Below are 25876 nucleotides of genomic sequence, written 5' to 3'. Positions count from 1 at the left end.
CAACTGAAAACTGAAAACTGAAAACTGCGACTGAAAACTGAATACTAATTATGCATTCGCAGTGACAGCTTCTTTATCGATTTTATTGATCAAACCTGCTAATACTTTTCCTGGTCCAACTTCAGTAAATAAAGTTGCGCCATCAGCGATCATTTGTTGTACAGATTGAGTCCATTTTACAGGAGCAGTCAATTGAATAATTAAGTTCTTTTTGATTTCGTTTGCATCAGAAACTGCATTTGCTGTTACATTTTGGTAAACTGGGCAAATAGGAGTAGAGAATGTAGTTGCTTCAATTGCAGCAGCCAATTCTTCTCTTGCTGGTTCCATCATTGGTGAGTGAAAAGCTCCTCCAACTGGTAAAATTAAAGCACGTTTTGCTCCGGCAGCTTTCATCGCTTCACAAGCTTTTTCAACAGCGGTAGTTTCTCCTGAAATTACCAATTGTCCCGGGCAATTATAATTTGCAGCAACTACGATTCCATCAATAGAAGCACAAACTTCCTCTACAATATTATCTGCTAATCCTAAAACTGCAGCCATTGTAGATGGAGTGATTTCGCAGGCCTTTTGCATTGCAAGAGCACGTTGTGAAACTAATTTAAGACCATCTTCAAAAGATAAAGTTCCGTTTGCAACCAATGCAGAAAATTCTCCTAAAGAATGTCCTGCGACCATTTCTGGTTTAAAATCTTCGCCTAAAGTTTTGGCTAAAATAACCGAGTGCAAAAAAACAGCAGGTTGGGTTACTTTAGTTTCTTTTAGTTCTTCGGCTGTACCTTCGAACATAATATCTGTGATTCTGAAACCTAAAATTTCATTGGCTTTTTCGAATAATTCTTTGGCTAAAGCCGATGTTTCATATAAGTCTTTGCCCATTCCTGTAAACTGTGCACCCTGACCCGGAAATACGTATGCTTTCATTTGTCTAATTTAAGATTGAATTTTTTTAAATTGAAAATTAGTTTCAATTGAAACGCAAAAATAGTACTTTTTTATTTCGTATAATCCTTAAACATGTAAATCCATGCTAATCTTGAAAATCGTAGATTAAAAGAAGTAAGTAAGGTTATAACAACAGCAATAATAGGAATGATTCTTAAGTCGAAATTTTTCTCGAAGAAAAACTGAGCAATACAATACGTTGCAATTCCCTGAGCAACTGTTAATCCGTAGTTTACGTACATAGCACCAAAGAAATAACCAGGTTCTTTCTGGAACTTATAATTACAATGACTGCAATATTCATTCATTTTTGGCAAACCAAAATTTAGAAAAATATTCTTGTCTTTAAAAACTTTTCCTTTATGACAAATAGGACATTCGTTACTTAAAATATGAGTTAATGCACTTGACATGATCTTGTTGTTTTTTATTTATACAAAGGTAAACCAGAGTAGGATTAAAGTCTTTTTTATATCTTCGCTACTTATAGCACAATAAAGACATTTTTATGACATCGCCTAACTTAAATGACTTTGTAAACGAAGAACGTGATTTAGCGATCGCATATATGATCAATAAAAAATAAATTCTACATATATGAAAAGATATCCCGTTTATAGTGTTCAGAATTTTAGCTGCAATGATATTCATCGTGATTTTTATGTGAATACTTTCAAAGAACATTTAAAAAGTCACAGTTTTGTCGAAGAACCGCATCGTCACGATTCCTATTTAATGGTGTTTTTTACGAAAGGTTCAGGACAGCACGAAATTGATTTTGATCAATTCGAAATAAAAAAAGGAAGTTTGTTTGTTTTACAACCCGGACAAATGCATCATTGGAGTTTATCTGAAGATATTGAAGGATTTGTGATTATTTTTTCTCAGGAACTTTATAATTTATATTTTGGACAAAAAAACATCAACGAATATAATTTTTATCATTCGATTCACAATCGGCCGGAAATGGTTTTTGAAGAAAATCAAATCCCGAAAATCCTTCCCTATTTTAATTTACTGATTCAGGAAAACAGCCAGGAAAATAAATATCAACTTGACAAAATGCTGAATTTGTTAGATTGTCTCCATATTGAAATTGCCCGTAAATACAATGAAACCTATTCGCATCAGGCACACTCCTACAATGTTAAAATAGATAAGTTTGAAATGTTTCTGGAGCAATATTTCAGACAGGAAAAATTGCCGTCATTTTATGCTGAAAAACTAAATATCACGTTGAAACATTTAAACCGAATCTGCAATGAAATTCTGCAAAAAACTGCAACCGAAGTTATTACAGATCGTGTAATTCTCGAAATAAAAAGAATGCTGATCGATAAGCAATTAGCAGTAAACGAAGTGGCGTTCAAAGTTGGTTACGAAGATTATTCGTATTTCTCCAGATTTTTCAAAAAACAAACCGGAATGTCGCCAACAGAATTCCGAAATACTGAGCGATAGTTTTTGCCACGAATTCCACTGATTTCCACGAATTAATATTTAATCTGTAGTGAAAAAAAAACATCTCCATTTTAGGAAAAAAAATTAGTGCAAATTCGTGGGATTCGTGGCAAACTTTTCTCGACTGCAAACTAAAAAAAGCCTGCACTTCCTAAAAAGTGCAGGCTTTTCAACCAACCAAATTAAACCTAATCTTAAGGAATTATGCTTGTTTTGCAAATTGCAATTCAATGTTCAAACGAACTTCTTCTCCAACTAAAACACCACCAGTTTCAAGAGCTGAGTTCCAGTTTAAACCCCAGTCTTTACGATTGATTTTTCCTTCTATACTTAAACCTACTTTTGTATTTCCCCAAGGATCAGTCATGATTCCGCTAAAGTCTACCGGAAATGTAACAGATTTTGAAACACCTTTGATGGTTAAATCACCAGTTATTTCATAATCGCCAGCATCAATTTTTTTGAAAGATGAAGCTTTGAAAGTTAATTTTGGATTATTCTCTACATCAAAAAAGTCTGCACTTCTTAAGTGACCGTCTCTGTCTGCATTTGCAGTATCAATAGAAGCGATATCACCAGAAAATTCGATATCTGCATTTTCGAAGTTATCTCCGTCTGTAGTAATTGTTGCGTCGTAAGTTCCAAATTTTCCTGAAACATTTGTAAACATCATGTGTTTAACTTTAAAACCAATTTCTGAATGTGTTGGGTCAATTGACCATTTTGTAGTTGCCATAATTTTTATTTTTAAATAATTAATTTCATTTTGATAGGACAAAGTTACTTCGATTGTCTTTGTTAAGCACTTAACCTAGATTAAGAAATAAATAACGAAGTAACTTTTTGAATATCAGTGTTTTTGTTTTTATTGTTTGAAAAATGTTGTTGAATTAATAGTTCATCGGAATATCCATTAATAAAAATTCCGCATCAGTATTTGCTTTAATGTTTAAGATATCGGTTCCTGAAATTCCAACAGCATCACGAGTGTTTAATTCCTGACCATTGATTGTCACATTTCCTTTTAAGATGAAAGCATAAACTCCGTTTCCTTCTTTTTTGATTTTGTATTCAGTTTCAATTCCAGCATCAAAATTTCCCATGTTAAACCATGCATCCTGATGAATCCAAACTCCTTCGTCATCAGCATTTGGGGATAAAATTTGTGCTAATTTATTATGTCTGTCAGCAACATTTAAAGTAATTTGTTGGTAACGAGGTTCTACATTTCTTTTATTCGGAAACAACCATATTTGTAATAATTTAGTTTGCTGATCGGCATTTGGGTTAAATTCACTATGTTGAACCCCAGTTCCGGCACTCATAACCTGAATATCTCCATTTTTGATAATTTCAGTATTTCCCATACTGTCTTTGTGCGCTAAATCACCTTCTAACGGGATTGTGATAATCTCCATATTATCGTGAGGATGTGTTCCAAACCCCATTCCACCTGCAATCGTGTCATCGTTTAAAACGCGAAGAGCTCCAAACTGAATTCTTTCAGGATTGTACCAGCTCGCAAAACTAAAACTGTGATAAGCATTAAGCCATCCGTGATTTGCGTTTCCTCTTGTTTCTGCTTTGTGTAATACTATATTTTCCATGATGATGTGTGTTTTGTTATTTTTATAGTACAAAGATACCGCCAAGGTCAATGAAACGCACTTAACCTAGATTAAGAAAAGATTCTGAGGTTCTGAGTTGCTAAGATTTTAAGGTTTTTTGGGAGCAGAAATCTTGGTTTTCAAAAGACCTGAAGTCCCGCTATCCGTTTCAATCTTTTGTGCCGAACACCGTCACAAAAGGATTTTCACTTCTATCGGGGCTATGCGAGAACTTTCATTTTCATAAAAAATCTATATTTCCAATTTGTATAAAAGTTCCGAAGGAACGAATTATATTGTAGAGATGTCCCGAAGCTTCGGGATAAATCCATTTTACGCAATCATAATCGACAAAGATTAGCGATTCTCAGAATGGAGTTACTAACGGAGCTCCTTCGTTCCTCAGGATGACAAGATTGTGTGTGAAAAAAGCTAAAATCTAAATCAGCTGTATTGTGTGATAAACTGCTGTACAACCAGATCTGTATTCTCATGGCGTCTTTTCTTTTCTAATGCAATTGGCGGAGCTGCTCTTTCCAGGCAATCTTTTACATCGCAGGTTTCGCAAGTAACACCAACGATTCTTTTAATGAGGGGTTTTCCTTCTATGAATTTGAATTTCTTTTTCATAGCCGGAGTAATCAAAATTCCAACCGAAATACTTCTGATGCAATTTTCTACAAAAGGATCTTTTGTAGCTGATGAAAAAACTAAATATTCATTGCCACTATGTGCATAACTTGAAATTTGAGCATCAAAAAAATGAGGTTTGTTTTGTCTGATTGATTCGTCTATTGTTTTTACTGAAACCCATCTTCTGCAATAATGCTCGTTCGTTTCGTTTGCGTGAGGTTCTTGTTGGTTGGTAATATGAAGTTCTTTTTTTATTTGGTATTTATCAGAACCAATTTTATGTGACATTCTCAAAAAGAACAAATTCTTCAAATGAAAATCTTTTGGTAATAAGTTGGTTAATCTCTGATAGAATGATTCCGGAGAAACTTCAAAACTTTCGATTAAAGCAACAAATTCTTCCGGATTTGGTTTTTCGTTATTTATGAAATCATTGATTTTAGTCACTACCAATTGTCTTGGTAATAATAAAGCACCAGCAAAATATGAAGCATAAAAATTGTGCAAAACCTGATCAAAATTCTCAAACTTGATCCAGCTGAAAGTCAGTAAACGATCTGAAATTTTTAAATAATTATAAGCGATTTCTTTGGCGAGAATAAAAGCTTTCTGCGGATTGTCTAATTCTGTTGACAGTAATAGTGTTTTGCTTTTGGGAACATAAATAGAACGCAAATCACCCAAAGCTTCCTGATCAGTAAAGGCGATTTCTTTTATTTTGTATTCATATTCTTCTTTTAAAATCGCTTCTAACTCTTCGATGCTAATTTTAGAATCTAAATTAATCTGAAACGATTTTGAAAAAGAAATTACTTTCTCTTCCAGATCTTCAAAATAATTACTATGAGCTTCCTGATACGATCTTAAAGCAGCAAGAAAAAAACTTTCACGACTTAAATTATAATGTTGTGCAATCTCGATTATTGTACTAATAAAAGCATTGACTTTGGCAGGAGCATTGGCAATAATATCAATTAAATCAGCTTCCTGAATTCCAAAAAGCTCTAACGGAATCTCTTTTAAAATTCCTGATTTTAGAATTTCACCAATCGGAGCAAGATTATTATCAAGTTTTAAGGAAACCATTTGATCATAACTTGTTTCTAAATGCTCGCACAGAAGCAAAATTTTATCTGTTTTAGGATATTTTTTTCCCTTTTCAATTTCATTTAAGTATGATTTTGAAAGATTTGTCAATTTGGCCAGGCCAAAAAGTGAAAGGTTTTTTTGGGTGCGAACTTGCTTGAGTTTTAGCCCAAATATCAGCTTTATATAGTCTTTTTCGATATCCATAAATCAAATATAACCATTTAAAAAATAATCGCCAAAAAATTATTTTTAATATTTAGCGAACGTTCGCTTGTTTTGTAAAAAACTTTTTTCTAATATTGTGGTGTAGAAATTATTAGATATCAGATTGTTGTGATTAAATGTTTTTCGAAAAGCTATAATCAATTCAATTGTTACTAATGAAAATAAAATTCACAGCTATGAAAAACCAATTAGAAATTACCGAAACGGCAATGGAATTTTTAGCCGAAAAGAAGCTTTCTTATCCAAAGATCTGGACAGAAGAAGCGATTGTTTTTATAACCGATTTGCATCGAAAATTCGAATCGCAACGAAAACTGTTGTTGTTACAGCGTGAACAAAAACAAACTGCTTTTGATCAGGGGATCATGCCGGTTTTTACACCGGAAACTAAAAGCGTCAGAGAAAGTAATTGGACAGCTGGAGAAATCCCAAAAGATTTATTGGACAGAAGAGTAGAAATTACCGGACCTGTTGATCGCAAAATGATTATCAATGCTTTAAATTCTGGCGCAAAAACCTTTATGGCTGATTTTGAAGATAGTACTTCTCCAACCTGGCAAAATTTGATGGATGGGCAAATGAATTTAATTGATGCGGTTAATAAAACAATTTCGTATACAGATTTGGTTAAACAGAAATCGTATCATTTAAATGAAAAAATCGCAACGTTAATTGTGCGTCCGCGTGGTTTGCATTTACCAGAAAAACATCTTTTAATAGAAGGAAAGGAAGTTTCAGGCTCTTTGGTAGATTTTGGATTGTATGTTTTTCACAATCACAAAAGACTTCTGGAAAATAATTCAGCACCATATTTCTATATTCCAAAATTAGAGCATTATCTGGAAGCGCGTTGGTGGAATACTGTAATTGATTTTACAGAAGATTATTTGAAACTAGAACGCGGAACAATAAAAGTGACGGTTTTAATCGAAACCATAACGGCAAGTTTTCAGCTGGATGAAATTATCTACGAATTGAAAGAACATATCGTTGGTTTGAATTGCGGACGCTGGGATTATATTTTTTCTTACATCAAAAAATTTCGCAAGAACCCAAAATTCATTGTTCCGGATCGGGATCAGGTAAATATGACTTCACCTTTTATGAATGCCTATTCGAATTTGGTAATTCAAAGATGTCATAAAAGAGGAATTCATGCGATTGGCGGTATGGCAGCTCAAATTCCGATTCGAAATAATGAAGAAGCCAATGCAATAGCTTTTGCAAAAGTAAAAACGGATAAAGAACGTGAAGTTAGAAACGGACATGACGGAACCTGGGTAGCTCATCCTGATTTGGTTTCGATTGCAAAAGAGATTTTTGACAAAGGAATGCCAACTCCAAATCAGATTCATATAAAAAGAGAACATCGAAAAATTACAGAAGCAGATTTGATTGAACCACCAATTGGAATCATTACTGAAAACGGTGTTCGGAAAAATATCAACGTAGGAGTTTTATATCTGGCTTCGTGGTTAAACGGACAAGGTGCAGCTGCCTTGCATAATTTAATGGAAGATGCTGCAACAGCTGAAATTTCGAGATCGCAATTGTGGCAATGGCTTCAGAATAAAGTGCTTTTAGATAATGGGCGAAAGTTAGATCTGGCATATTATCACGAATTGGCTTTAGATGAATTCAAGAAAATCAAAGACGAATTGGGCGAGGAAAATCATGAAAAAAGACAATTTCCTTTAGCTGAAAAGGTCTTAGAAAGATTGGTTGTAAATCCTGATTTCGTTGATTTCTTAACGATTCCGTGTTACAAATATCTATAAACAAAACGCTGGGTTTATTTTAAACACATAGAAACATAGGTTTAAAATGTGAATAAAAAGAGTTTTATAAAAAATCTAGATTTTCACACATAGCTATGTTTGTTTAAACAAATAAAATGCCTTTAACCACAAAGAAAAGCTATGTTTCTATGTGTTAAAATTAATCTCAAAGAAAAATAAGTCCAGTTAAGTTGAAAACTGAAAACTGCGACTGCAAACTATTTACTCACTAACCACTTTAACTCAAACTATTTATGAAAACAACAGAAGACAGAATTCAGGAATTGATTAACGATTGGATTACGAACCCAAGATGGAAAGGTGTTGAGCGTCCTTATACCGCGACAGAAGTAATTACACTTCAGGGTTCGTATCAAATTGAGCATTCTATTGCTAAAATAGGAGCGCAAAAATTATGGAGAAAGTTAAAAAGTCAGGATTATGTTGCTGGTTTGGGCGCATTGACAGGAAATCAGGCGATTCAGGAAGTCGATGCTGGTTTAGAAGCGATTTATTTGAGCGGATGGCAAGTTGCCGCTGATGCAAATTTGGCGGGAGAAATGTATCCTGACCAATCGCTTTATCCGGTAAATAGTGTGCCAATGGTGGTTAAAAAAATCAATAATGCTCTTTTACGTGCTGATCAGATTCAGACCGTAAATGGAGTTAAAGATAAAAAAGATTACTTAGTTCCTATTGTGGCTGATGCCGAAGCTGGTTTTGGCGGAAACTTAAATGCTTTTGAATTGATGAAATCAATGATTGAAGCGGGGGCTTCAGGAGTTCATTTTGAAGATCAATTGAGTTCTGCTAAAAAATGCGGACACTTAGGCGGAAAAGTTTTGGTTCCAACTCAGGAAGCAATTAATAAATTGATTGCAGCTCGTTTAGCAGCAGATGTTATGGGAGTTTCTACACTTATTGTCGCAAGAACAGATGCTGATGCGGCCAATTTATTAACTAGCGATGCAGATCCTAGAGATGCTAAATTTATTACAGGCGAAAAAACAAACGAAGGTTTCTTTTATGTAAACAGCGGAATCGATCAGGGAATTGCGAGAGGTTTGAGTTACGCACCTTATGCTGATTTGATTTGGATGGAAACCAGTAATCCGGATTTAGTTTATGCTAAAAAGTTTGCCGATGCAATGCGAAAAGAGTTTCCGGATAAAATGCTGGCTTACAATTGTTCGCCTTCTTTTAACTGGGCTGCAAAATTATCAGTTGCAGAAATGGAGACATTCAGAGAAGATTTAGCTGCGATGGGATATAAATTCCAATTCATTACTTTGGCTGGATTTCATGCTTTGAACACAAGTATGTTCGAATTGTCTAAAGCCTACAAAGAACGCGGAATGGCAGGATATTCTGAATTGCAGGAAAGAGAATTTGCTTTGCAGAAAAACGGTTTCAGAGCAGTAAAACATCAGGCATTCGTAGGAACTTCTTATTTTGATGCTGTTCAAAATACGGTTATGATAGGAAAATCAACTATAACGGCGATGGAACATTCTACGGAGGTTGAGCAATTTTAATTCAAAAGAAAAACCAGTTCATTGAACTGGTTTTTTGTTTTATGCCACAGATTTCACAGATTAAAGTGATTAAAAAATGTTGCCACGAATTTCACGAATTCACGCGAATTTTAATTCAATCTTTGAGTCAATTTAATTTGTGAAAATTTGTCTAATTCCTCGCTAAATATTTTCTACTTTTTTAAAAGCCTGGCTTTCATTTTACTGAAAAATTCAGGCGTAACGCCTATAAAAGAAGCGATTTGTTTTTGAGGTACTTTATGAACCAATGTTCCGTATTTTTTACAGAATTTATCAAAACGTTCTTCGGCAGGTAAACTTAAATTGTCCATTAATCGTTGTTGATTGGCCACCAATGAATTTTCGATTAGAATTCTGAAAAAACGCTCTAATTTTGGAATCTCCAAATACAATTGTTCCTGATTTTCTTTGGATAATGAAATTACTTCTGCATCCTCCAGAACTTCGATGAAAAGCTGTCCTGGTTTTTGCGAAAAGAAACTATACATATCGCTAATCCACCAGCCTGAACATGAAAATGACAGAACATGTTCGACAATATTATCGTTGATATTGAAACTTCTTAAAATTCCGGAATTTACAAAATAAGAGTGCTTGCAAACTTCGCCGGCACTTAATAAAATAGTTTTGGCTTTATAGGTATGCGTTTCGGTTTTTGATAAAAAAAGAGCTTGTTCTTCAGGAGTCAGCGAAACGTGCTTGGAAATGTTTTCAAGAATTAATGCCATTATTTTTCTTTTATCAAAGTGAATGAAGTAGCTTTAAAACGACCGTTTTCTACTCTTCCGGTTACAGAAGCTTTGCGTATTTTATTGCAAAAACCATCTTCGGCATGAGCGTCGCCATGTTCGTCAATCGTTGTTCCATCTACGAAATAAGCTTTCCCGTCAATACGAACGGCTAAATCACAGCTTTTGCCTTTCATCCCAAATTGACATTCTCCGCAAGCTGTTTCTACAATTTGAGGTTTTTCAGTTGTTTTTTTATCCTGAGCTTGCATGGCGATTCCAGCAAATAAGAATAATATAAATATTACTTTTTTCATTTTTAAGAATTTACAGTTATTAATTTCGAAGTTGCTTTTGCGCGTTCAACAATTTCCTCGATTGGAGTTGCGAGTGAATCATGGCTTAATACAACTCCCATTCGGCGATATGGTCTTGAGGTTGGTTTTCCAAAAATCCTGAAATCAGTTTTTGGTAAAGCAGCTACTTTTTCGATTCCGGTAAAAGTAGGATTGTTAGAATCTTTCGATGCTAAAATTACAGCACTTGCTCCAGCTTTTTCTAATGTAATTTCAAAAATTGGAAGGTTTAAAATGGCGCGTAAATGCAATTCGAATTCGTTGAAATTTTGCGTTCCGGCCAAAGTTACCATTCCCGTATCATGCGGACGAGGAGAAAGTTCAGAGAAATAAACACCTTCATTGGTTAAGAAAAATTCAACACCAAAAAGTCCTGCTCCGCCAAGCGCTTCAGTGATTTTTTCGGCCATATCTTGCGCTTCGTATAGATCTTTTTCTGAAACTAAAGCAGGTTGCCAGCTTTCCTGATAATCACCACGTTCTTGTCTGTGACCAATTGGCGCACAAAATAAGGTTGGATTGTTATTTTGAGTAATTGTTAAAAGTGTGATTTCTGAATTGAAATCTACAAAAGCTTCTACAATAACTTCGATGACATCGCCACGTGAACCTGCAACAGCATATTGCCAGGCTTTCTCGATATCACTTTCGGTTTTTATAGTCGATTGTCCTTTTCCGGAAGAAGACATTAAAGGTTTTACCACACACGGAATTCCAACTTCCTGAACGGCTTTTTGTAATTCTTCGGCTGAAGTTGCGTATTGATATTTGGCTGTTTTTAAACCTAATTCTTTTGAAGCTAAATCACGAATGGCTTTACGATTCATAGTAAAGTTTGCTGCTTTTGCCGAAGGAACAACTGTAATACCTTGTTTTTCGTAATCGTAAAAACGTTCCGTACGAATGGCTTCTATTTCTGGAACTATAAAATCAGGTTTGTGTTTGGCTACGATTCGGTCAAGAGCTTCACCGTCGAGCATATTGATAACTTCAAATCCGTGCGCCACTTGCATCGCTGGGGCATTTTCGTAACTATCAACTGCAATTATGGTTTGTCCGATTCGTTGTGCAGCAATGACAAATTCTTTGCCTAATTCGCCTGAACCAAGGAGTAGTATTTTCATTTTGGAGTTTTGTAAATAATGGAGTAGTAAAAGTAGCGAAAAATGTTTTTAACCGCAAAGTATTGTGTGTCTATGCAATTTTACATTAACCGCAAAGGTTGTAAAGATTTACGCTAAGAACGTGAAGCTTTTGATTTTAAGTTAAAAGAAGGTTCATAAAGGTTTCACGCAGATTTTGCAGATCGAGCAGATTTAATTTAAGTAGGGAATTTAATTTTTAGATAAAGTAACCGTACAGTTTGTCATTCTGAGGAACGAAGAATCTCCGCGAGAAGCTCGACAAAGATTGGCTTATTGGAACGGAGTTACTTACGGAAATTCTTCGTTCCTCAGAATGACAAGATTGTGGGAGATTATAAATCTAAAAGTTCTTACTAACCTGTTTGCGTGAGGGATAGAAGTGGAAAGCCCGCAGCCTGACGAAGGAAGTGCGAGGACTTGCAGCGGATAGCCCGACCCTTGTGGTCACGCCCAAATAAAAATAAAAAAACCGACACTTTTAAAGTATCGGTTTTGTATGTTAATGAAAATGATCTTCTTCAATTTCGAATTCTGCATCTTTTTCCCAAATTTCCATTTCGCAGGGTTTGCAGTTGAATTTTAGTTTGTATTCAAGTTCGCCTTGTTTTAAAACCAAAGGTTCTTTTACCTTAACGCCTACAATATCTTTTTGGTGTATCGGACATTTTTTTAATTCGTATTTGATGCAATATTTGGTTGTCATTACACGAGATTTTCCCGGATCCCATTGTAATTCGAATGCTTTTTCGATTTCGGTAACACCGTGACGTTCGTAGAACTTACGAGCTGTTTTGTTCGAAACGTTGTACATGAAATCCAGTTTGGTTTCTGGATACGGATGCGACGTTTTTACCATTTGGTGTTCTTCGCGCTTGTAGTTTTTCAAACGAATTTCGGTCAACTGATCGTAAACCGTTCTTCGCATTTCGTTGATTTTTGAAATAGGAAGGAACCAGTTTTGAGAAAACATAATGTTGATTTCATCAGCAGTGTAAGGTGTGAAACCTGTTTTTGCCAATTGTGTTTTAATGTTTTCTTCTATTGATTCGCCGGTTTTAGTCTGCTCTTTTGCGTGTTCTAAAGTTACGATACTTACGTTTCCGTCTTCATCGGTTGCGATAAGTTCGAAACCAGTTTCTGTTTCTGTAAGTAATAAAGTCGTGCTTAATTTACGAACAGCGCTATCTTCTCTTTCTACAATTTTGATAAAAGCGGCGTCGTTATTTCTGTAGATGAAAGTTCCGTCTTTTACTTCTTTTAAAACGTTTGGATAAATTTTACCGTTTTCGGCTTTGTTTACGTAGATTCCGTCGGCTTCATTGTTTTCGTTGATGAAACAAAGTCCGTCACCGTTGTTTAGTAATTCGCCGTTTTCGATTTCGTAAGCGTTTCCTACGGTTCTGATTAATTTACCAATATATTGACCTTTTGATTTTGGACTTTCCCAAGAACCAATAGAACTGTGTCTTTCGTTCACGAAATAGTCTGTATAACCACGGTTGAAGGTTCTGTTTAAAGAGGAATCAAACGTATAAGTACAAGTTCCGGAAGAGGCTTTCATGTATTTGTCATTGCCTTCTGCCTCTAAGAAACTATCTAGTTTTTGACGTAAATAAGAAACGTTGTTTTTTACATAAACCACATCTTTTAATCGCCCTTCGATTTTAAAAGAAACGATTCCGGCTTCGATCAAATTTGGAATTTGCTCTGAAATATCTAAATCTTTTATTGAAAGTAAGTGGCTGTTTTTGATTAAAGTTTCTCCGTTTCCGTCGATTAAGTTATAGGGTAAACGACAGTTTTGTGCGCAAGAACCACGATTGGCACTGCGTTCTCCGTTTGCGACACTCATATAGCAGTTTCCGCTAAAGGATACACATAATGCACCGGTTACGAAAAATTCTAATTCAACATCAGCATGGTCGTAAATCGTTTTAATTTGATGTAAGTTCAATTCGCGGGCTAAAACCACACGTTTGATTCCGGCATCTTTAAGGAATTTAATTTTATCGGCATCACGATTATTGGCTTGTGTGCTGGCGTGAAGTACGATAGGAGGTAAGTCCATTTCCATAATCGCCATATCCTGAATAATCAGGGCATCGACACCAATATCGTATAATTCCCAGATCATTGAACGGCAAGTTTCCAGTTCGTTGTCGTACAAAATGGTGTTCATAACCACAAAAACCTGAGCATTAAATAAGTGCGCATATTGTACCAAAGCTGCAACATCTTCAATTGAATTGTTGGCATTTGAGCGTGCTCCAAATTGTGGTGCACCAATATAAACTGCATCGGCGCCACTATTTATGGCTGCCATTCCTCCAATTAAATCTTTAGCAGGAGCTAATATTTCTATCTTCTTCTTCATTTCTAAAACTTTAAGCTTCTGTGGTATTCACGGAAAAAGTTTGCAAAGTTCTTATAAATAATTCGAGATTGCTAACGATGGAGGTGTTTTTTTTGAAATAGTTGGGTTATATGGAATGATTGTATTATTAAAAACAAAAAAACTACCCGGTCTTTCAACCAAGTAGTTTTCTTCTCAAAAAAATAGTGCCAAATATTATGACAATTTTTTCGCTTTAATTTTAGTCAAAGTATTTTCAATACTATTTAATTGTTTTGAAACAATTGCGATTTGACTTCCATCAAGATGGTTGTGTTCCAGAGCCATTTTATATTTTTCGATCGCAGCTTCTTCACCGGTAATACAAGCATTAATGATAGCTTCAGTATCTCCGCTTGTAAAAGATGATTTGATGTCGATCCATGCACGGTGCAAGGCTCCTAATGGTCCGCCTCCGGCAGTATCTGTTGATTTTCCAAGTTTATTGATTTCGTCCTGAATTTCTACGATAAATAATGCACGCTCACGTGCATAGTCTAAAAAGTCTGTTTTGATCGCTGGACTGCTTACATGTTCTGCTGCATTTGTATATCCTAGTTTTCCGTCTTCAAGAATTGCAATTAATCCTTCTAATGTACTAACTGCTTTTTCTGTGGTTTCATCTGTATGTATCATAATAAATAATTTTTTAAGTTTTATATTTACAAAGATGGGAACTAATAGCGTGTTGTGTTTTACAGGATTATACTTGTGATTTATAATATTGTGGAATGGGAATTTTGAAAGGATTAGATTGTTTTTGCCAAGAATTTTACGAATTTTCACTAATTGCTTTGTATTAGTTGAAGAATAAAGTTCTTGTTATGGTTTGCGTGAGGGATAGAAGTGGAAAGCACACAGCCTGACGAAGGAAGTGCGAGGACTTGCAGCGGATAGTCCGGCCCGGAGGGACACGCCCAAAATAGGCATAAAAAAAAACAGCTCAAATTATAAAGTGATGAAACTTTAAACCTTAAGCCGTCTTATTAAAATTATGTATGTTTTTTACACAGCCAAAGCTTCTTTGATTCTGCGTAATGCTTCTTTTAAGATATCGTCGCTTGTTGCGTAAGAGAAACGAATACAGTTTGGATTTCCGAAAGCATCTCCTGTTACTGTTGCAACGTTAGCTTCGGCCAAAAGGTACATCGAAACGTCGTTTGCATCTTTGATTTCTGTTCCTTTTAATGTTTTTCCGAAGAAAGAAGAAACGTCTGGGAATACGTAAAATGCTCCTTCCGGAACATTGATTTTTACACCTGGAATTTCTTTTAATAATCCAACCACTAAATCTCTACGGGTATGGAAAGCCTGAACCATGTGATTTAATACGCTTGGGTCAGCATCTACAGCAGTAATTGTTGCACGTTGTGCCACAGAATTTGCTCCTGAAGTTACTTGTCCCTGAATTTTTGTACATGCTTTTGCGATGAATTCAGGTGCTCCAATATAACCAATTCTATATCCTGTCATAGCGAATGCTTTTGCAACTCCGTTTACAGTGATTGTTCTTTCTAACATTCCCGGGATTGAACCGATGCTGCAGAAAGTTCCTGAGAAATTGATGTGCTCATAAATTTCGTCAGCAACTACATATATATTTGGGTGTTTTTCTAACACTTTTGCAAGAGCAGTTAATTCTTCTCTGCTATATACAGATCCAGATGGATTACAAGGAGAACTGAACCACATCATTTTTGTTTTTGGCGTGATAGCAGCTTCTAATTGTTCTGGTGTAATTTTAAAATCTGTATCTACAGATGTAGGAACTTCAACAGGGACTCCTCCTGAAAGTTTTACAATTTCGAAATAAGAAACCCAGTAAGGTGCCGGTAAAATAACCTCGTCACCATCGTTTAGCATTACTTGAGCAATGTTGTACAAAGATTGTTTTGCTCCTGTAGAAACTACGATTTGCGTTGGTTTGTATTCTAAATTATTGTCTCTTTTAAATTTTCTGCAAATTGCTTCTCTCAATTCTAAATAACCTTCAACCGGAGAATATGTACTGTAATTTTCGTCGACTGCTTTTTTTACCGCTTCCTTAATGAAGTCTGGTGTATTAAAGTCAGGTTCTCCTAAGCTTAAACTGATAATGTCTTTTCCCTGTGCTTTTAATTCACGCGCTAAAGCAGCCATTGCTAATGTTTGTGATGTTGCTAAGTTGTTGATTCTGTCTGAAAGAATATGATTCATTATAAAATTTTTGAATGTCCTTAATTTCAACTTTAATTAAGGAAGGTTAATTATTAATAGATTTTTTTTAGTTTTATGCTAGTTCCGGTTTCATTCCAAGATCTTTTAGATGCTTGTAATGTGCTATAACAGCACCTCTCATGGTTTTGAATTCATGATAAGGCAAATTGCATTCGATTGCGGTCTGTTTTACAATTTCGGCTATTTTTCCGTAATGAATGTGACTGATATTCGGGAAGATATGGTGCTCAATCTGATGGTTTAATCCTCCTGTAAACCAGTTGATCACTTTGTTTTTAGGAGCAAAATTAGCCGTTGTGTATAACTGATGAATTGCCCAGGTATTTTCCATTTCTCCTTCTTCATTCGGAACCGGATTTGAAGTTTCTTCTACTACGTGTGCCAATTGAAAAACAATACTTAAAATTAGTCCTGCTGTGTAATGCATTACGAAGAAACCAATAACTACTTTCCACCATGTTACGCCTAAAATCATTGGCAAAGCCATCCAGATTAAAACATAGATGATTTTTGTGATCACCAATACTGTCCATAATTTAGTTGGACTTTGAGGTGCTCCGTAAGATAATTTTCTTTTTAGGTAGTTTTTCATTTGCTTAAAATCAGTTGTTAAAGCCCAATTAAAAGTCAACAGTCCATATAAAAAGAAAGAATAATAATGTTGAAATTTATGAAAACGGTGCCACTCGGCATTTTGTGTAAAACGAATAATTCTACCAGCATCAAGATCTTCGTCATGACCGTGAATATTAGTGTAAGTGTGGTGAAGTACATTGTGTTGTACTTGCCAGTTATGAACGTTTCCGGCCAAAACATAAATGCTTCCGCCCATAATTTTGTTGATCCACGATTTAGAAGAGTATGATCCATGGTTTCCGTCATGCATTACATTCATTCCAATTCCTGCCATTCCAATACCCATAAGGATGTTTAGTAATAATTGTGCCCAAAATGGCATGTCAAGGGTTAAGATTAAAAAGTAAGGCGTAAGAAAAACGGCAAAAAGAATTACGGCTTTTAAGTGCAGCTTCCAGTTTCCAGTTTTCTGAATGTTGTTCTCCTTGAAGTAATTGTTTACTCGTGAGTTAAGTGTTCTGAAGAACTTCAGATTGTCTTGCTTAGCAAATGTAGGCGCAGTGTTATTCATAATTGTTTTAAATAGTTTTCAAAGGTAATTATTATAAATTTTCAATTTGCAAAATTGAGTTAAATATTTCAACTGTAAAGTAGTACTTTTGTTAAAAATTTAGAGCAATGGATGAGATATTGAAATATTTTCCTGATTTGACCGATATTCAAATCGAACAATTTCAAAAATTAGACTTTTTATACCACGATTGGAATGAAAAAATCAATGTTATTTCAAGGAAAGATATTGATGCATTATATACGAAACATATTTTGCATTCGCTTGGAATTGCAAAAATCATGAAATTTGAACCCGGAGCAACTGTTCTTGATGTTGGAACCGGTGGTGGATTTCCAGGTATCCCGTTAGCAATTCTTTTTCCTGAAACCCGTTTTTATTTAATTGATGTTATTGCAAAAAAAATAAAAGTAGTTCAGGGTGTTGTTGATGCGTTAGAATTAAAAAATGTAAAAGCCGAACAAAAACGTGCTGAATTGGTAAAAGGTGATTTCGATTTTATTGTAAGTCGCGCTGTAACCAATATGCCGGATTTTGTTTCCTGGATTAAAAATAAAATCAAAAAGCAACACAAACATACTTTGAAAAATGGAATCCTATACTTAAAAGGTGGCGATTTGACCGAAGAATTAAAAGATTTTCCAAAAGCAACTTTATACGACCTGTCAACTATTTTTGAAGATGAATTTTTCGAAACTAAAAAAGTAGTGCACTTGCCTTTAAAGTTTAGCGTTTAATTTATTATCTGCTTATTAAATACCCGACATTAATTGTTTATGAATTATTGTCGGGTTTTTTATTTAAAATTCAGATTCATTGATTACGATGCTTTCTTTGGGAAACACAAGAATTGATTTGATTTAGTATCTAAGTTATGTATTAATTCATTTATTGCTTTTTCTGATGCTTCAGTTGAATATTGAAATTCAGGATCAAAGAAAAAATTGCGGCAAATTACAGATTCATCTGATGAATCGTATATTGCTTCATCTGTTTCATCTAAATTCTCATTATAATATTGCGATGGATACTGATGTATTAATTCTATTATTATGGTACGAAGCCATTTATCGAACACTCTTTTTTTAGGAGTAATATGACGCGCTAATAAAACCAATCCCACAAGTTCACTCTGAATAAAGTAGGATCCTTTTCTATACATAACATCGATCATTCTCACATTCATAAGAGCAATCCAGAGCACTCCATTTATATGACCGGCGGCCGGTAAGTCAAAATTATCATCAAACGTTAAAGGTTTTGTATTCTTTACATTATCAATAGAACACCATATAGCTTCGATTCTTTTTTGAGTTTCTTCAGTCATTTTTGTATATCCTTTAAAACGCCAGTTTACCCATTCAAGCAAAGCTGCTGTTAGCCCCATTGAGGCTTTGTGATTAATTTGCAGTAATGCGTTTTCCAGTTCTGTATTTCTTTCTAAAGGATCTAAAAATTGATTAATCTTTTTTTTATTCCATTTAAAATCAATTGGGTGACCAATACTCTTAGATTCTAAAATTATTGAAGGGGTGTTTTGTAAATTTTTCATGTCTTCTTATTTTTTACTGATTTTTTTTTTTACAGTTTAAAAAGTGCTTGTACACAAGTTATTTCTGGTATTTTTTTTTTGTTTTAGCACACAATTAAACTTGATGTAAATTTAAGATGACAAATATTTTTACTGTATTACAATAAGTTTTTTAAGTAACAGAATAGGGTTTTTGAGTATGTATCATGTTGATAATTAATATAATAAGAAAATAACTACAAAATAATATTAATTTTAATTTGTATATATTGGAACGAATTTAAATTTTAGTATAGTTTTTTTAAATTAAAATACTGTAAATGAGTTGTTTGTTTTTTGCTGTTTTAATTATGAATAGCAAATTTTTATAATCAATTTTATCTAAAAGCATTTGCTGTTGAGAATTTTGAAAATAATATATAACAAACAAAAAGCCGAATCTTTTAATTAAGATTCGGCTTTATATACATAGAGTTTCTAAATTGAAACTGGAAATGTTTCTAAACTTGAAACAAAAATATTATTATCCTAAGAAAGGGTATCTGTAATCTTCAGGAGTTACAAAAGTTTCTTTGATAGTTCTAGGAGAAGCCCAACGCAATAAGTTCAATGCAGAACCTGCTTTATCGTTAGTTCCTGAGGCTCTTGCTCCACCAAAAGGCTGCATTCCTACAACAGCTCCTGTTGGTTTGTCGTTAATATAGAAGTTACCGGCAGCATTTTGCAATTTAGTAGTCGCTACTTCGATTGCATAACGATCCTGGCTAAAGACAGCTCCTGTCAAAGCATACTCAGAAGTAGTATCAACTAATTCTAAAGTTTCTTCCCATTTTGCATCTTCATAAACATATATAGTAATTACTGGTCCGAATAATTCGGTTTCCATTGTAGTATATTTAGGATTTGTAGTTACAATAATAGTTGGTTCAATAAAGTAACCTACAGATTTATCATAGTTTCCACCAGCAATGATTTGCGCATCAGCATCTTTTTTAGCCTGATCGATAAAACCAGCTAATTTATCAAAAGAACCTTCGTGAATTACTGCAGTAATAAAGTTTCCAAAATCTTCCGGAGAACCCATTTTCATTGATTTTACATCTGCAATTAATTGTTCTTTTACAGCAGGCCATAAACTTTGTGGAACATAAGCTCTTGAAGCTGCAGAACATTTTTGTCCTTGAAATTCAAAAGCGCCACGAGTAATTCCTGTAGCAACTTGTTTTACGTTAGCGCTTGGATGTGCAATGATAAAATCTTTACCACCAGTTTCACCAACGATTCTTGGATATGTTTTATAGTGGTGAATGTTTGCACCAATTTTAGCCCAGATATCTTTAAATACATGAGTTGATCCTGTAAAGTGAACTCCGGCAAAATCACGGCTTGCCAAAACAGTATCCGTAATCATTAAGGCATCTCCAAAAACAACATTGATAACACCATCAGGAACACCTGCTTCTTTGAAAACATCGATGATGATTTTTGCAGAGAAAACCTGGCTATCACTTGGTTTCCAAACCACAACGTTACCCATCATTGCAGCACTTGCAGGAAGATTGGCAGCAATAGCAGTAAAGTTAAAAGGAGTAATTGCGTAAATAAAACCTTCAAGAGGTCTGTATTCTAAACGATTCCATGTTGTAGAATCTGATTTTGGCTGATCTCCATAAATTTGAGTCATAAATTCTACGTTGTAACGTAAAAAGTCGATCAATTCGCAAGAAGCATCAATTTCTGCCTGGTGAATATTTTTAGATTGACCAATCATTGTAGCAGCGTTAATACGAGCTCTGTATGGTCCTGCGATAAGTTCCGCAGCTTTTAAGAAAATAGCTGCACGTTGTTCCCATGCCATGTTTGCCCATGCTTTTCTTGATTCAAGTGCATTAGCAATTGCTTTTTCAATATGTTGTTTTTCCGCTAAGTGATACGTTCCTACAATGTGTTTGTGATCGTGAGGAGCTGATATTGTTCTTGTATTTCCAGTTCTGATTTCTTCGCTTCCGATGTATAACGGAACGTCAATTTTAGAATTCCACAATGTTGTGTAAGCGGCCTGAACAGCTGCTTTTTCTGGTGAGTTAGGTGCGTAACCTTTTACTGGCTCGTTTACCGCTTTTGGTACATGAAAGAATCCTTTTAGCATTTTATTTAAAATTAGATAATTAGACAATTTAAGGGTTAGATGATTTGATTGTTACGAATAATCTAACGCTGCACAAAAGTACAAAGGATAAATTAATAATTTGACAAAATTATGATTAAGATAACTATAAAAAATAGAGTTTTTAAGCCGCTATTTAGTTTAGGGCAAAAGGAGCGCACATTCTAAAAGTAGGAACAATTACTTTGAATGTTTTTGTAGTTGTAAAATTGATCATATTAAAATGACCTTTCATAGCACCATAAGGGGATGATAATAAACAACCGGAACTGTAAGTATGATTTTCTCCAGGTTTCAAAACTGGTTTTTTCCCAATAACACCTTCTCCGTCAACAATTTCTAAATCATTCAATGAGTCAAATATCTCCCAATGACGAGAAGTTAACTGAACTGAATCTTTACTGTGATTTTCAATTGTAACCACATAACTAAAAGCAAAGTGAATCTTGTAGTTCTTGAAGTAAGTACCTTCAAAACTAGTCAAAACAGATATTTTTATGCCTCGTGTTATCTGAGAAACCATACTAAAGTAGTATATATGTGTGCGTTATACGTGCAAATCTACAAAAAAAAATCTTTCGATCTAAAACCTTAACAATGTTTTAATTTATGATGTTTATGGAGTTGGCATTTCCTTTTCCTATAACTCTTTGATAACGATCTGTACTTTCTTTGTAATAAACTAATATGGTGTACTCATTTTCAGTTTGATAAAAGTTTCCGTCGATAGCATTTTCATAATCTATAACTCCTTTTTTATCGGCAATAGTATATTGAAAATTAGTAAAACCTTGTTTAATCATAACTGCTTTTTCATAAACCCCTTTGTCAGTATTGTAATCCATTTTGTATTCTGGCGATAAACTGTAATTGTTGAACATTCCTGTAATATAAATGTCTTTGGATGATGATCTGAAAGTTGGCGCAGAAAGACTAAAATAAACCCAGGCATAATCTGCTTCAATTTCATTATTGGAAGCATTTATGTTTTTAACTACAAAATTTCCGTTTACATCTTGATAAACCGAATAAATTTGGTTAGCTCTTGCCTGATTTGTATAGAGATAAGCATTGTAGATATCATTGTTTGCACCAATTCGTCCTACATTGTTGTTTGCGGCACGAATGTCTTTATTTTCAAAATATAAAAATTCATTTCCGCCCCAGAACTGAGTTTCTTTATTGTATTTGTATACTAATTGATTTCCTATAGTATATTGTGGAGGAACATTTTTGATAGCTGTATTAAAATTACCATTTTGTAATAATAGGATTTTCACGTTTTGTAAAGGAGTCTGAAAAACAATATCATTTGATAACACTGCAAAATCAAGGTTTTGCTTATAGTCAATATTGGTAACATCACGGCTTCGTTTTACCTGAGCTGTAACCGTAGAATGATTTTCGTACAAAATAAATTTTCTAGAGAAAACAATGTCTTTATCTTCATTCAGGATTCTAAGCATATAATTTCCTGAAATTCGTAATTGTGTAGTAAATTGATTAGGAAAAGATAATCTGTAATGAGAATACACCTGAAGCGTATTAAAAGAATTAACATAATCAGTAATTCTCTGATTGTCAAAACCACTAAGGTAATCAGTTTTAGGAATATCGGTTGGTTTCCAATTATAATCGCAATGAATAACTTCAAAATAATAATTAGCTTCATTGCCAAATAAATCATCAAACTGAAATGAAAAAGTATTGCCTAATTCAAATATAGGAACTGCATTGCTGCCATTTTGAACAAACGAAATAGTTTTGATATTATAAGGAGGATCAATCTCATTTTGCACTTCCTGTGCTGTTGCCGAAGTGCAAATAAAAAATAATAGTAGATTTTGAAACAAAAATTTTAGCATCATATTACGTGTAAGATTTGTAAATATAAGAATTTTATGTAATGTAACAGGATGCCGTTTTATTGGTTTTAAAAACAACTCATTAAGAACTTAAAATGTAATCTAAATTGACTTCGATTTCATCGTTGATGTAGCTTTCTTCTAAAAGTGAATCAGATAAGAGCTTTTTGTTTTCCTGTAGTTTTATTATTTTTTCTTCTACCGTATTTTTCGAAATAAACCTGATAACATTTACTTTGTTTAATTGCCCAATTCGGTGTGCTCTTGCAACACCTTGTTTTTCTGCAAAAGGATTCCACCATGGATCTAAGAACAAAACATATGAAGCTTTAGTAATATTCAGACCAACGCCACCTGCTTTAAGTGAAATAAAAAACAACAAAGGCTTTTCATTTTCCTGAAAAGATTTGACCTGTTGTTCCCTTTTATTTGCAGGGGTTTCACCTGTAATTTCACAAAATTCTATTTTGTTTTCCTTGCACCAAGTTGTATAAAAGTTCAAATTCGTTACAAAAGAACTAAAAATGATGGTTTTCTGTTTCTCTTTTACTAAAGTTTCCAGATAATTGGTGACTGCATTATATTTTCCGGAATCAATTTCTGATTCCTGATCTACCATTTTTGGGTGATTGCTGAGCTGCCTTAACTTCATCAGCGTATTTATAATACTGATTTTGTCCGGGCTCGATCCGTCTGTTTTTAGTAAAAAGTTACGGGCTTTTGATTTTTCCTTTTCATATAGTTTTTCCTGTTCAGGATCCATATCGCAATAATAAATCTGCTCCGTTAATTCTGGTAAATCCTTTAAGACCTGTTCTTTGGTTCGTCTTAGGATATAAGGCTGGATAAGGTTTTTTAATTCATATAAACTATTTTCGTCTTGTTTTTTCTCAATAGGTATTTTAAAGTTCTGAGCAAAAAAATCATAAGTACCCAAAATGTCCGGATTTATAAATTGCATTTGCGACCATAAATCGTCTAATGAGTTTTCGATAGGAGTACCGCTTAACGCTATTTTATGGGCTGTATTTATTTTATTGATCGCTTTAAAAATCTTAGAATTTTTATTTTTAATGTATTGGCTTTCATCCAAAATTAAATAACGGAAATTATATTTTTCTAAAATCGAAATATCACGATGAACAACACTGTAACTGGTAAAAATTAAATCAGTTGAAGCTAATCTGCTGGCTAATAATTTTCTGTCATTGCCTACATATTGCATTTTCGAAAAATGCGGTGTGAACTTCGCAGCTTCATTATACCAGTTAAAAACTAATGAAGAAGGTAAAACAATCAAAGCTTTCAAAGGATCTCTTTCAATAGTAGTTTCATTTTGAAACAAATCAAAATTTGTGGTTTTAGTCGTAAAACCCAATTGTTCCTGTACGGCGACTAAAACTGCCAGGGTTTGTAATGTTTTACCAAGACCCATATCGTCAGCCAGACAAGCACCTAAATTAGAATTAAAATGACCTAAAAGCCACTTTACACCATCGAGTTGATAAGGTCTTAATGTTGCTTTTAATAAGTCAGAAGCGACATATTCAGCTTTAAGAATTACATCATTTTCGATTTCCGGAATTGCATCAAGAGCAGCAAAATTGCTTTTGCGCAAAAGTAAATTTCCATTTTCTGTCCTGGCTAATTTTGCCAGTGAACCATATTTACTGAGCCATTCTAACGGAATCAAAAAATAATTTCCGTCAGGCAACAAAAAGAGTCTTTCTTTGCTTTTGATATTTGGGATTATTTCACTGAAATTGACAGTATAATTTCCAATCGTAATGATTATCCTGATGTCAAACCAATCTTCTTTTGTTTCTTCTTTTGAAGCTGCAATTGTGTAATCCTCTGTAATGATTTCTTTACTTTCCAGTTTCAGGTTTTGAATTGTAAAACCTAAACTTTCCAGTTCTTCTTTGTGATCAATCACAAATTGAATATTGGCGTAAGGATCTGGGATTTCTACATGAGAATTCAATCCAAATAATTCGTTTTTGATTTTTATTAAACCAAGTTCAAGTAATCTGTCTGTGTATAAAGCTTCGTCAGCACTGCGTTTAAACTGAATGATTTTAGGTTCGTTGGCTACGCTAAAATCAACAAACGAATGTGTTTTTTTTGTTTTACTGCTATCAAATGAATAACCGTTATAATCAAAATAGAGATTGAGGTAATAGCAATTTTTAAAGAAATCAAAAACAGGCTGAATCGTGCTTGTAATAATTTGATCACGATGCTCAATTTCAAAACCAGTAGCTTCGATATCTATTTTTTTTGCTATTTCAGGAATGAAACTTTTAAAATAATTATCTACTAATTTTGAAGGTATTTCGATTGATTTTTTCTTTAAAAACGGTATCAGTTTTTTAGAATTAAGATCTTTTAACTGTCCTAATTTTTTATCAATAATCAACCAGGCAGGCTCATCCAGCAGTATTTCAACACTGCTGTTCATAGGCAAAAATATAGTTTCGTTTTCTTTTAAAGATAAGGTATAGGTAATCCCTTCAGCATGTTTGTCAAATTGAATCTGAGGTTCAAAATGCAAAGGACTGGTGTTGACTCTGGAACGATAAAAGTCTTTTTCAGGACTCATATTAAGAGACAACGGAAATTGCTTTTGTACAATTACAGCATAAAAAGAGTTTAAATTTAGTTGCAAATGCTGACGAATGGCAAATTCAATTTTGGAATCTTTTTGTAAATCAGCAATTGTTTTTGCCGATTTTGTTTTTGTACTAAATTTTTTGAAAATAAATTCAGGCTTTAAAGATTCGCAAACCGTCAATATCTTTTTTGTGTCAGAATCTAAATGATCAAAAACAATAAAAAAACTTTCAAGCACATCTTTAGTAGCTTTTTTATTTAAATATTTAATGTCATCTGTATTCTCAACGATATAGGCGGTTGGAATATAATGATTCAGATTTTTTTCAAAACTGATATCAAAGCAAAATTGAAATGAATTTGAAAGATCCAAGATAAGGCGGTTAGGTTGGGTTGTAATTTGGGAAGTGGTCTAAACTAA

General features: G+C 34.0%; 21 protein-coding genes. 4 read left to right on the top strand and 17 right to left on the bottom strand.

From position 1 onward, the window contains the following. Nucleotides 1–48 precede the first annotated feature (48 nt). Nucleotides 49–924, bottom strand: coding sequence for an ACP S-malonyltransferase (fabD, locus tag RC62_RS10045; RefSeq protein WP_055095067.1), 876 nt, complete (start codon nt 922–924; stop codon nt 49–51). Between the two features lie 71 nt (nt 925–995). Beyond that, nucleotides 996–1358 carry a DUF983 domain-containing protein gene (locus RC62_RS10040; RefSeq protein WP_041517577.1) on the bottom strand — a complete coding sequence of 121 codons (363 nt, stop codon included), beginning with the start codon at nt 1356–1358 and terminating at the stop codon, nt 996–998. Nucleotides 1359–1542: 184 nt separating this feature from the next. On the opposite strand from RC62_RS10040, the gene RC62_RS10035 reads away from it, so the two are divergent. Continuing rightward, nucleotides 1543–2406, top strand: a complete 864-nt coding sequence (locus RC62_RS10035; RefSeq protein ID WP_055095065.1) for a helix-turn-helix domain-containing protein — start codon at nt 1543–1545, stop codon at nt 2404–2406. Between the two features lie 202 nt (nt 2407–2608). Here RC62_RS10035 and RC62_RS10030 read toward each other — a convergent pair whose 3' ends face one another. From RC62_RS10030 to RC62_RS10020, 3 genes are all read right to left on the bottom strand, one after another. Beyond that, nucleotides 2609–3142: a YceI family protein gene (locus RC62_RS10030; RefSeq protein ID WP_055095063.1), complete on the bottom strand. Its 534-nt coding sequence runs from the start codon at nt 3140–3142 to the stop codon at nt 2609–2611. 154 nt (nt 3143–3296) lie between these two features. Continuing rightward, nucleotides 3297–4013, bottom strand: coding sequence for a pirin family protein (locus tag RC62_RS10025; protein ID WP_055095061.1), 717 nt, complete (start codon nt 4011–4013; stop codon nt 3297–3299). Between the two features lie 444 nt (nt 4014–4457). Next, nucleotides 4458–5939, bottom strand: coding sequence for a helix-turn-helix domain-containing protein (locus RC62_RS10020; protein WP_055095059.1), 1482 nt, complete (start codon nt 5937–5939; stop codon nt 4458–4460). Between the two features lie 197 nt (nt 5940–6136). Between RC62_RS10020 and aceB the strand changes: the two genes are divergently transcribed. Continuing rightward, nucleotides 6137–7738: a malate synthase A gene (gene aceB, locus RC62_RS10015; protein ID WP_055095172.1), complete on the top strand. Its 1602-nt coding sequence runs from the start codon at nt 6137–6139 to the stop codon at nt 7736–7738. 254 nt (nt 7739–7992) lie between these two features. Beyond that, entirely contained in the window at nt 7993–9273 is a 1281-nt protein-coding gene (gene aceA / locus RC62_RS10010) for an isocitrate lyase (protein ID WP_055095057.1), read from the top strand. A gap of 173 nt (nt 9274–9446) precedes the next feature. On the opposite strand, the gene RC62_RS10005 is transcribed toward aceA, so the two are convergent. The 7 genes from RC62_RS10005 to RC62_RS09975 all read right to left on the bottom strand — a co-directional run bounded on the left by RC62_RS10005 (nt 9447) and on the right by RC62_RS09975 (nt 17279). Then, nucleotides 9447–10022 (bottom strand): Crp/Fnr family transcriptional regulator, encoded by a 576-nt coding sequence (locus RC62_RS10005; protein WP_055095055.1) that lies wholly within the window; start codon nt 10020–10022, stop codon nt 9447–9449. Continuing rightward, entirely contained in the window at nt 10022–10339 is a 318-nt protein-coding gene (locus RC62_RS10000; protein ID WP_055095053.1) for a DUF6370 family protein, read from the bottom strand. Before RC62_RS10000 ends, RC62_RS10005 begins: the two co-directional genes overlap by 1 nt. A 2-nt stretch (nt 10340–10341) precedes the next feature. Further along, a complete protein-coding gene (gene purT / locus RC62_RS09995) occupies nt 10342–11502 on the bottom strand; it encodes a formate-dependent phosphoribosylglycinamide formyltransferase (protein WP_055095051.1) in 1161 nt (386 codons plus the stop codon). A gap of 520 nt (nt 11503–12022) precedes the next feature. Continuing rightward, entirely contained in the window at nt 12023–13897 is a 1875-nt protein-coding gene (locus RC62_RS09990) for a peptidase U32 family protein (RefSeq protein WP_055095049.1), read from the bottom strand. 195 nt (nt 13898–14092) lie between these two features. Continuing rightward, nucleotides 14093–14551 carry a ferritin-like domain-containing protein gene (locus RC62_RS09985; protein ID WP_055095047.1) on the bottom strand — a complete coding sequence of 153 codons (459 nt, stop codon included), beginning with the start codon at nt 14549–14551 and terminating at the stop codon, nt 14093–14095. Nucleotides 14552–14920: 369 nt separating this feature from the next. Further along, a complete protein-coding gene (locus RC62_RS09980; RefSeq protein ID WP_055095045.1) occupies nt 14921–16111 on the bottom strand; it encodes a pyridoxal phosphate-dependent aminotransferase in 1191 nt (396 codons plus the stop codon). A gap of 73 nt (nt 16112–16184) precedes the next feature. Continuing rightward, on the bottom strand, nt 16185–17279 hold the full coding sequence (locus RC62_RS09975) for a fatty acid desaturase family protein (RefSeq protein ID WP_055095043.1): 1095 nt from the start codon (nt 17277–17279) through the stop codon (nt 16185–16187). 107 nt (nt 17280–17386) lie between these two features. On the opposite strand from RC62_RS09975, the gene rsmG reads away from it, so the two are divergent. Beyond that, the gene (gene rsmG, locus RC62_RS09970) at nt 17387–18016 is read left to right on the top strand and encodes a 16S rRNA (guanine(527)-N(7))-methyltransferase RsmG (protein WP_055095041.1); all 630 of its coding nucleotides are present in this window, start codon (nt 17387–17389) and stop codon (nt 18014–18016) included. An 83-nt stretch (nt 18017–18099) separates the two neighbouring features. Here the strand turns inward: rsmG and RC62_RS09965 are convergent, their stop codons facing one another. From RC62_RS09965 to RC62_RS09945, 5 genes are all read right to left on the bottom strand, one after another. Then, nucleotides 18100–18831 (bottom strand): hypothetical protein, encoded by a 732-nt coding sequence (locus RC62_RS09965; protein WP_055095039.1) that lies wholly within the window; start codon nt 18829–18831, stop codon nt 18100–18102. A gap of 502 nt (nt 18832–19333) precedes the next feature. After that, a complete protein-coding gene (gene pruA / locus RC62_RS09960) occupies nt 19334–20959 on the bottom strand; it encodes an L-glutamate gamma-semialdehyde dehydrogenase (protein WP_055095037.1) in 1626 nt (541 codons plus the stop codon). Between the two features lie 154 nt (nt 20960–21113). After that, a complete protein-coding gene (gene apaG, locus RC62_RS09955; RefSeq protein ID WP_041517556.1) occupies nt 21114–21500 on the bottom strand; it encodes a Co2+/Mg2+ efflux protein ApaG in 387 nt (128 codons plus the stop codon). A 79-nt stretch (nt 21501–21579) separates the two neighbouring features. Further along, nucleotides 21580–22842, bottom strand: a complete 1263-nt coding sequence (locus RC62_RS09950) for a DUF5103 domain-containing protein (protein WP_055095171.1) — start codon at nt 22840–22842, stop codon at nt 21580–21582. Nucleotides 22843–22924: 82 nt separating this feature from the next. After that, complete coding sequence (locus tag RC62_RS09945) at nt 22925–25828, bottom strand: DEAD/DEAH box helicase (RefSeq protein WP_055095035.1); 2904 nt, start codon at nt 25826–25828, stop codon at nt 22925–22927. Nucleotides 25829–25876 lie beyond the last annotated feature (48 nt).

Source organism: Flavobacterium aquidurense, from assembly GCF_001404985.1.
GTDB classification, from domain to species: Bacteria; Bacteroidota; Bacteroidia; order Flavobacteriales; family Flavobacteriaceae; genus Flavobacterium; species Flavobacterium aquidurense_B.
This window is presented reverse-complemented; position numbering and strand designations above follow the sequence as displayed.

Excerpts from the sequence above, each read along its gene's own strand:
- RC62_RS10000 (WP_055095053.1), bottom strand. The coding sequence starts at position 10,339 with ATGAAAAAAGTAATATTTATATTATTCTTATTTGCTGGAATCGCCATG.
- RC62_RS09980 (WP_055095045.1), bottom strand. The coding sequence starts at position 16,111 with ATGAATCATATTCTTTCAGACAGAATCAACAACTTAGCAACATCACAA.
- fabD (WP_055095067.1), bottom strand. The coding sequence starts at position 924 with ATGAAAGCATACGTATTTCCGGGTCAGGGTGCACAGTTTACAGGAATG.
- RC62_RS10040 (WP_041517577.1), bottom strand. The coding sequence starts at position 1,358 with ATGTCAAGTGCATTAACTCATATTTTAAGTAACGAATGTCCTATTTGT.
- rsmG (WP_055095041.1), top strand. The coding sequence starts at position 17,387 with ATGGATGAGATATTGAAATATTTTCCTGATTTGACCGATATTCAAATC.
- RC62_RS09975 (WP_055095043.1), bottom strand. The coding sequence starts at position 17,279 with ATGAATAACACTGCGCCTACATTTGCTAAGCAAGACAATCTGAAGTTC.
- RC62_RS09990 (WP_055095049.1), bottom strand. The coding sequence starts at position 13,897 with ATGAAGAAGAAGATAGAAATATTAGCTCCTGCTAAAGATTTAATTGGA.
- RC62_RS09985 (WP_055095047.1), bottom strand. The coding sequence starts at position 14,551 with ATGATACATACAGATGAAACCACAGAAAAAGCAGTTAGTACATTAGAA.
- RC62_RS10030 (WP_055095063.1), bottom strand. The coding sequence starts at position 3,142 with ATGGCAACTACAAAATGGTCAATTGACCCAACACATTCAGAAATTGGT.
- RC62_RS10005 (WP_055095055.1), bottom strand. The coding sequence starts at position 10,022 with ATGGCATTAATTCTTGAAAACATTTCCAAGCACGTTTCGCTGACTCCT.
- RC62_RS09950 (WP_055095171.1), bottom strand. The coding sequence starts at position 22,842 with ATGCTAAAATTTTTGTTTCAAAATCTACTATTATTTTTTATTTGCACT.
- aceB (WP_055095172.1), top strand. The coding sequence starts at position 6,137 with ATGAAAAACCAATTAGAAATTACCGAAACGGCAATGGAATTTTTAGCC.
- RC62_RS09965 (WP_055095039.1), bottom strand. The coding sequence starts at position 18,831 with ATGAAAAATTTACAAAACACCCCTTCAATAATTTTAGAATCTAAGAGT.
- RC62_RS10020 (WP_055095059.1), bottom strand. The coding sequence starts at position 5,939 with ATGGATATCGAAAAAGACTATATAAAGCTGATATTTGGGCTAAAACTC.
- apaG (WP_041517556.1), bottom strand. The coding sequence starts at position 21,500 with ATGGTTTCTCAGATAACACGAGGCATAAAAATATCTGTTTTGACTAGT.
- purT (WP_055095051.1), bottom strand. The coding sequence starts at position 11,502 with ATGAAAATACTACTCCTTGGTTCAGGCGAATTAGGCAAAGAATTTGTC.
- pruA (WP_055095037.1), bottom strand. The coding sequence starts at position 20,959 with ATGCTAAAAGGATTCTTTCATGTACCAAAAGCGGTAAACGAGCCAGTA.
- RC62_RS10035 (WP_055095065.1), top strand. The coding sequence starts at position 1,543 with ATGAAAAGATATCCCGTTTATAGTGTTCAGAATTTTAGCTGCAATGAT.
- aceA (WP_055095057.1), top strand. The coding sequence starts at position 7,993 with ATGAAAACAACAGAAGACAGAATTCAGGAATTGATTAACGATTGGATT.
- RC62_RS10025 (WP_055095061.1), bottom strand. The coding sequence starts at position 4,013 with ATGGAAAATATAGTATTACACAAAGCAGAAACAAGAGGAAACGCAAAT.